This window comes from Arthrobacter sp. UYNi723 (genome assembly GCF_054057635.1).
Genome location: NZ_JBSRZM010000056.1, coordinates 1 through 7,524, shown reverse-complemented (window position 1 = coordinate 7,524; position 7,524 = coordinate 1). Strand labels below are relative to the sequence as shown.

The following is a 7,524-nucleotide window of genomic DNA, read 5'->3' as shown; positions in this document are numbered from 1 at the left end:
CCCGTAAAGCCGTCTCAACCTCTGCACCAATGGCCATAGCACCACAATAGAACCAAAACGAAGAAACGCTGGCTTATTTACTGACGCGTCCTTAGCCGCGTGCCACGTGCGGATTGCGGCCGCCCTAGCGGCCGGAGTGCCGGCTGAAAAGGTCGTGACGGCGGCAGGCGAACTGGCGTCGACCCCGACCGAATTCGTCCCAGACAAAGAAGCCGCGCCCGCCGACGGCTGATCCCCCCTACGCCCTGGCGCTCTTCTAAGCCGGCCTCCTGCGCTAAGGCGGATCAGATCTCGCTGTTGAGGATGCTTTGTCCCCAGCATTTGGAGCGGGATCGTCCTAGCCTTCGCACGGTCGCGCTGCCGCGCCCTAGGGGCGCTAAGGCTACGGCCTGCTTTGTACTGTGACGCGGTCGCGGTACTTATGGCAAGCGCCGACTCCGAGTACACGCACGACGGCGTCGTGTCGGCTTGTCAAGAAGCATGTCTTAGATCTCAAAGTGGCCGCCCCCTGGCCCCAGTCGCGCCCGAGCCGAATTGTCCCAAGTTCTCTGGACAATTCGGGGCGCCGACCTCTCCCGCTGTGCGCCAGCGACGGAAGCATCCAAACCATACGGCAAATATCAACCGGCTAGGCCCTTTTAGTGGCGCTTTCTATTGACTCGGTGTCCGATTCGGCCCATTCGAGGGCGGCGACGATGTGTCCCTCGTTGGGGAGCGCCTGTCGCTCGGCTTCGGGGAGCTTGTCATAGGTGTAGGCGGCGACGGCCATCGGCGATGTGGAGCGGCCGAGACTGTAGCGGACGCTGCGGTCGTTCTTTGTGCCGCAGATGAGGATGCCGATGGTTTCGTTGTGATGGTCGCGGCGGAGCATGTCATCGACGAGGGCCACGTAGAAATTGAGCTTCCCGGCGTGTTCTACTTGGAATTTTCCGGTCTTGAGTTCGATGACGACGTAGCGGGATTGTTCGATATGGAAGAAAAGCAGGTCTACGTAGAAGTCGTCCCCGTCGACGTCGAAGTGGACTTGGCGGCCGACGAAGGCGAACCCGGGGCCCAGCTCGCGCAGTGTTTCAGTGATCCTGCTTGTCAGGGCATTTTCGAGATCGCGTTCGGCGATTTCTCCGGATAGGCCGAGGAATTCGAAGTTGTAGGGGTCTTTGGCTACTTGCTGGGCGAGTTCGGAATCTTGCGCAGCAAGCTGCTGCGCAAAGTTGGATGGTGCAGCCCCTGTGCGTTCTAGGGTCTTGTTCATGATCATGTTGAGCAGTACGTTCCGGGACCATCCATACTCGACGGCGGCTGCCGCGTAGGAGTATGTGGCGGCGGGATCAAGTTTTTTGTCGATGAGGACCATGATGTGTCCCCAAGGCAATTGCGCAGCAGGTTGCTGCGCAATTGGCCCATCGGCCCAGGTTCCGGCGAATGTCGTCATGTATTGGATGTTGCGGGCTGAGAGCCCCTTCATGTCTGGGAACTCTGCGCGGAGGTCTTCGGAGAGACGTTTGATGACCTGACTCCCCCACCCCTGTTTCTCCTGCTGTATACGGACGGAATTTCCGATGGACCAGTACAGCTCAATAACCTGGGTGTTGACGGTCCGTAGCGCCTGGGTTCGGGCTGTCCGGACGCGGTTCTTGAGGTCGCCGAGGAGGTCGGTGTAGCCGGCGGGGAGGGCGAGGTTCGCAGGCGTCTTTGTTCTGCGGGCTTGACCGATGGCTTCCGGGGCTGTTGTTCGGCCACTAGTGTTCCGTGTTAATGGTTTGTTTGCGTTTCATCTTGCCCAGGAGATAGTCCGCTGATTTGGTCCAGGTGAATGGTTTGGCGTCCTGGTTGTAGTTCTCGATGTAGCGTTCCATGGTTGCTTCCAGCTCTTTGACCGAGCTGAATGCCCCGCGTTTGAGGCACTGGCGGGTGATGATCCCGAAGTAGATCTCCACCATGTTCAGCCAGGAACAGCTGGTCGGGGTGAAATGCAGGCTCACGCGCGGATTCTCGGCCAGCCAGTCCTTCACGTTCTGATGCTTATGGGTCGCATAGTTGTCGCAGATGACATGCAGCTCAACCCCGGGGTGGGCGTCGGCGACCCGGCCCAGGAAATCGACAAACTCGATGTTGGTGTGCTTTGGGTAGAAGGCGTTCGCGCTGAGTTTGCCGGTGAGGACCTCCAGGGCGGCGAACAAGGTGGTGGTGCCGTTGCGCTTGTAGTCGTGGGTCTGCTGCAGCGGGTGCGTCGGGGACAACGGCTGGGCCGGGCCGGTGCGGGACAGGGCCTGGATTTGGGTCTTCTCATCTGATGTGAAGTCATCGGTTATGTGAAGCTTCTGGCGTCTGCGGTGGTGAGCGGCTTGAGAGGGGCTGGTTTCTTCACATAACCGGGGTGTCCTTGATTGGTCATGTTGTTCAATCAAGGAGGTTGATCGTTGATGTCTGACGTCAGCGAGTTGGCGGCGGAAGCGGCCGCGTTCATGGTGCAGGCTGGCTACTCTCATGGTTCTTGTGCCGCTTACCAGCGCGTTTGGGATCAGTTCGGAGAGTATTGCGCCGGGCATGAAATTGAAGACCCGGATCGGGAGACTGCTGCCGGGTTCTGTACGGCTGCCGGCGCGGATGGCGTTGAGCAGTGGCAGGTGTTTCACCGCCGGGCTGTGGGCTGCCTTTTCGACGCGGCCGAGACGGGCCGGTTCGCGTTGCGCGCAGGGTCCGGGAGGATTCAGCTACCCGAGGTTTTCACGGCGGAGTACGAGGTGTATGCCGCGTGGCTGAGCGGACGGGGGCTGGCCAAGGCGACCGTTCGAGGTAAGACCGGGATGCTGCGCCGGTTCCTGGCGTTCCTGGCCGACGCGGGGGTGCAAGAGATGGCAAGCCTCAGAGCCCTGGACGTTTCCAACTATGCTCGCTCGCTGGCGTCGAGAGCGGCTTCCAGCCGGGCGGGCCAACTGTATTTCCTGCGCGAATATCTGCGATTCGCGGTGCGAGAGCACGGAGCTGATCCTGCCCTGGGCGCCATGTTCCCGGTGATCGTCACGGACAAGGACGCGGTCCTGCCTTCGGTCTACCGGTGGGGCGAGGTCGCTGGGGCGCTGGCGGAGGCCGGGAACGGGTCCGAGTCACCGCTGCGCGACAGGGTGGTGATGCTGCTCGCGTCTGTGCTGGGGATGCGATCGGGTGACATCAAGGGACTGCGGTTCGACCAGATCGACTGGGCGAACCGGCGGCTGTCCTTGATTCAGCATAAGAGTGGCCGGCGGCTGGACCTGCCGCTTCCGGAGGAATGCGCGCTGGCGATCATTGACTATTGGAAGAACGAGCGGCGGCAGGTCGAGGATCCGCACCTGTTGGTGCGCCAAAGAGCGCCGCATCAGCCGCCCGCGGCGGGCAACCACTTTCACCAGGTGGTTGCCGGATGCTTCGACCGTGCTGGGGTCGAGACAGCCGGCAGGCACCGCGGCCTGCACTCATTGCGGCATTCTGTCGCGGTCGGGATGCTCGAGGCGGGGACACCTTATCCGGTGATCGGCGCTGTGCTGGGCCATGCCGATGCGAACACCACGCGCAGATATCTCAGGGTCAACGTCGCTGACCTTCGCCCGTTGGCGTTGGAGGTGCCCAATGGCCGTTGAGATCATTCCCGACGGGGCGTTCCCAGAGTTGTTCAGCGAGTTCGTCGAGTACAAGAGGAACCTCGGATACGTCTATCCGAAAAGCCGCCTCTACCTCGTAAGGCGTTTGTCGACATTCCTCGCCGGGCGCGACGGAGACGAGCGGGTGCTGACCAGGGACGCGGCTGAGGCCTTCGTCCGGCCGGGCGATGGAGAGTCCTCTGGGTCGGTCGCGGGCCGGCGGGGTATTGTCCGTCAGTTCGCCTTGTTCCTGCGCTGGAAGGGAATCGAGGCATGGGTGCTGCCGGACCGATTGCGGCCGCGCCAATCCAGCGCTTTCATTCCCAGGATCATTACGGCTGACGAGATGGCCCGGATCATCGCCTGCGCCGACGCCCGTCCCGCGTCGCGGTGCGGACCGCAAACCCAGCCGGTCTACGCGATGCTTGTCCGCTTGCTGTGGTGCTGCGGGCTGCGGATCGGCGAGGCGCTGTCTCTGCGGATCCGTGACGTGGACCTGGCCGATGCCGTCATCACCGTCCACAAAGCGAAGCACAACCGAACCAGGTTGGTGCCGATGTCCGAATCTTTGGCCGCATGCGCCCGCCGCTACGTGGTTGCTGTCGGCCTTATCCCGGAAGATCGTGGGGCGTGGTTCTTCCCCTCCCCGCGAGGCGGGCGCTACAACCCGGGCTCGGCCACAGCGCACATTCAGGGGTTAATGCTCCAAGCGGGCGTCACTACCGCCTCGGGTCGTGCTCCGCGTGCCCATGACCTGAGGCATTCGTATGCGGTGGCCTGCCTGGGGAAGATGCAGGCCTCCGGGGTGGACGTTTACGCAGCACTGCCTTTGCTGGCGACCTATATGGGACACGCCGACATCGTCTCAGCGGAGTATTACCTGCGCCTCGACCCATCGGCCTGGGGCAGCATCCATCAGGTCATGGAAGGCGCCTACGCGGGCGTATTCCCCCACGAGGAGGCGTGAGATGCCTGCCGCCCGCCCGTTTGCCGACATGCTGGCCCGGTTCCTCATCGTCCACCTGCCCGTCACCCGGGCTTGCTCCAAGAACACCATCTCCGCCTATCGGGACGCGTTCACGCTGTTCCTGCGGTTCATGGAAGACCGGTTGACGACCCCGCCGGACAGGGTCTCCTTCACAGACTTCACCACGCCGAACGTGGCGGCCTTTCTCGGCTGGCTGCGCACCGACAGGGGCTGCTCCGCCGCCACCGCCAACCAGCGCCTGGCGGCGTTGAAATCGTTCTTTCGATACGTTCAAACCGAAGCCCCCGAGCAAATCGCACAGGCCCAACAAATCTTTAGCCTCAAAGCCGCCCAAGCTCCCGAGCCCGCCATCGATTACCTGCCCGTGGAAGCGATCGGGCTGCTGCTGGAGCACGCCAAACGTCGCGGACCGCGCGACCTGGCGCTCCTGACGACCCTTTACGACACCGCCGCCAGAGTCCAGGAAGCCTGCGATCTGTCACTTGCCGATCTCCGCCTCGACAAACCCGCCAGCGCGACTCTCACCGGAAAGGGCCATAAAACCAGGGTCGTTCCACTGACACCGCAGGCCGCCGTGATCCTTGCCCAGCACGTCGGCACACTGCCTCAAGAACCGTCCGGTCCGGTGTTTGCCAACAGAGCCAATCAACGTCTGGGACGCGCCGGCGCCGCCTACATACTCGCCAAATGCGCCCAGGCCGCGCACGCCGACCGTCCCGAACTCGTCCCCACGACCGTTTCGCCCCACGTGCTGCGCCATTCGAAGGCCATGCATCTACTGGAAAACGGCGTCAATCTGATCTACATCCGCGACATCCTTGGCCACGCCTCCGTCATCACCACCGAGATCTACGCCAAAGCCAGCCCGGAAATGAAACGCCAAGCCATCGAAGCAGCCGCCGCGAAGACCCTCAGAGCAAGCAACTACGACCAGACCACCCGGCAGGACCTGCTGACCTGGCTCCGCCAAACGATCTGAACCCACCTGTTATGTGAAGAAATCGGCGCCTCTCAAGCCGCTCACCACCGCAGACGCCAGAAGCTTCACATAACCGATGACTTCACATCAGATGAGTTATGCGAAGCTTCGCATAACTCATCGATACTCACCACCACCGCGTTTTCCGGCGGGGACATGTACAGGCCCACCACGTCCCGGAGCTTGGACTCCAGGGCGGGGTCAGTGGAGAACTTGAACGTCTCGATCCGGTGCGGCTGGATTTTCCAACGGCGCCAGATCCGGGCCACGGAGGAAAAGGAGATTCCGTGGCGTTCGGCCATGATGCGGGCGGACCAGTGCGAGATCCCCAGCTCCGCCGGCGGGTTACCGTCGTTGCTCAGGGTGTCGGCGATCAGGGCGAGCTCGTCGATCTCCCGCTCCCGGCCCGGGCGCTGGACATCGGACAGGGCCTCGATCCCGCCCTCGGCATAGCGGTTGCGCCACTTCAAAACCGTGGGTGCCGAAAACCCGGTGATCTTCTCGATCTGGATATTCGGCATCCCGTCGGCAGCCAACAAGACCGTGCGCGCCCGCAGGGCCACCGTCGCGGTGGATGCCTTCCCGCGAGTCAGCGCCTCCAGGGTTCCCCGGTCCCCGTCACGCAATTCCAATGCCCTTGCCAGATAAACCATGGGTCAAGTCTGACAAACAATCAAACCCAAAGGAATCAACGACACGCTACACTAGTCGTTTACTTAGGTTTTCTTGGTAGTCGTTTCAGCGGCCAGTTGGGCATCTTCCGTTTGATGACGCGTGGGTTGGTGCGTTGCCGGCGTGGGGGTAGTAGTTCGTTCAGGATTTCCTGGCAGAAGGCGGTGAAGGCTTCGGCCAGGCGTTTAGGGGGAAAAGGCCGGGCGCCCGGCGAGGGAACGCCGGGCGGCCCGGAGGGTTCGTGTGAACGAGAACCGAAAGGGGTCCTCGTCGAAGTGTTCAGCGACGGTGCTGATGAGGGATCTGACCGCGTAGTGCACGCAGAGGTATCCGTAGATTTTCTGCAGAACCCGGCCGGGGGTTTTGGAGCGCAGTACGATCCCGGGCCCTCGTTGGTGGGTTTTGAGTTCGTCGAAGCAGGACTCTATTTCCCACCGCCTGGCGTAGGCTTCGGCGAGGTCCTGCGCCGGTGCCGCGGCCGGGGCGAGGATGCTTGTGATGAGGCGGAAATCGCTGGTGGTTTCCCAGGTCGTGACCGTGTATTCGACCACCCGGTCCCGGATGGGGTCTGTGTTGTTCCGCCGGGCCTTTGGGGTCGGGTAGACCGCGGAAAGGTAGGAACCGTCCTCGACTTCCTCGAGTACGAGCAGCACGGCATTGGCCTTGACCCGCCACAACAGGGCCGCCCCGATTCCGGCTCTGTCCTTCCAGGCCGTGTACGAGAAGAACCCGCGGTCGGCCATCGCCAGCATGTCCTCCTCCAGCCTGTGGAGCAGGCCCGGGTACAGGTCGTGCCCGCTGGCGGAGGAACCGGAGACCACGGCGCCGGTCACCGCGTGTGTGCCGCATTCGACCAGACCGAGGACCCTCGCCTGCGGGTAGGAGCTCTTGAGATCCGGGGCCGTTCCGGGCCGGCCGTACGGGTGCTCGTTGGCGGGTGTGTCGGCCAGGTCCAAGCAGGTCCCGTCCACGGACTGCGCCACCCCTTGTAGAAGCCAGGCCCGCCCGGTCCCGCCAACGGCTTGGCGGTCTCGGCGAACAACTCCGCCATCACGGCCGAACCGAGCCTGGTCCGGGCCTTGAAAATCGCGGCCTTCGTCGGGATCTGCCAGTGGCGGAACCGGCCCGTGATCCATTCCATCCCGGAGAGCAGGGACCTCTCACTTCCTCGTACGAGCCTGCGGACAACAACGCCAACGCCATGACGTAATAGACCATCAAGCGCGAGGGAAGCACCGGCTGCGCTGCTCACCGGAAAACCCGTC

General features: G+C 62.8%; 6 protein-coding genes and 1 pseudogene. 3 read left to right on the top strand and 4 right to left on the bottom strand.

The features are described 5' to 3' along the window. Positions 1 to 628: 628 nt before the first annotated feature. On the bottom strand, positions 629 to 1,714 hold the full coding sequence (locus ACVWY0_RS21870; RefSeq protein ID WP_485838562.1) for a PDDEXK nuclease domain-containing protein: 1,086 nt from the start codon (positions 1,712 to 1,714) through the stop codon (positions 629 to 631). Positions 1,715 to 1,739: 25 nt separating this feature from the next. Beyond that, the gene (locus ACVWY0_RS21865) at positions 1,740 to 2,489 is read right to left on the bottom strand and encodes an IS630 family transposase (RefSeq protein ID WP_485838561.1); all 750 of its coding nucleotides are present in this window, start codon (positions 2,487 to 2,489) and stop codon (positions 1,740 to 1,742) included. On the opposite strand from ACVWY0_RS21865, the gene ACVWY0_RS21860 reads away from it, so the two are divergent. The 3 genes from ACVWY0_RS21860 to ACVWY0_RS21850 are packed head-to-tail and all read left to right on the top strand — an operon-like array spanning position 2,424 to position 5,587. After that, entirely contained in the window at positions 2,424 to 3,620 is a 1,197-nt protein-coding gene (locus ACVWY0_RS21860; RefSeq protein WP_485838560.1) for a tyrosine-type recombinase/integrase, read from the top strand. The genes ACVWY0_RS21865 and ACVWY0_RS21860 overlap by 66 nt on opposite strands. Next, entirely contained in the window at positions 3,610 to 4,587 is a 978-nt protein-coding gene (locus tag ACVWY0_RS21855) for a tyrosine-type recombinase/integrase (protein WP_485838559.1), read from the top strand. Before ACVWY0_RS21860 ends, ACVWY0_RS21855 begins: the two co-directional genes overlap by 11 nt. Position 4,588: 1 nt before the next feature. Continuing rightward, positions 4,589 to 5,587, top strand: coding sequence for a tyrosine-type recombinase/integrase (locus ACVWY0_RS21850; RefSeq protein WP_485838558.1), 999 nt, complete (start codon positions 4,589 to 4,591; stop codon positions 5,585 to 5,587). Positions 5,588 to 5,652: 65 nt separating this feature from the next. Here ACVWY0_RS21850 and ACVWY0_RS21845 read toward each other — a convergent pair whose 3' ends face one another. Together ACVWY0_RS21845 and ACVWY0_RS21840 are read right to left on the bottom strand one after the other, a co-directional pair. Continuing rightward, positions 5,653 to 6,240 carry a helix-turn-helix domain-containing protein gene (locus tag ACVWY0_RS21845; RefSeq protein ID WP_485838557.1) on the bottom strand — a complete coding sequence of 196 codons (588 nt, stop codon included), beginning with the start codon at positions 6,238 to 6,240 and terminating at the stop codon, positions 5,653 to 5,655. A 204-nt stretch (positions 6,241 to 6,444) separates the two neighbouring features. After that, a pseudogene (locus tag ACVWY0_RS21840) lies at positions 6,445 to 7,524 on the bottom strand (IS4 family transposase); the annotation flags it as partial.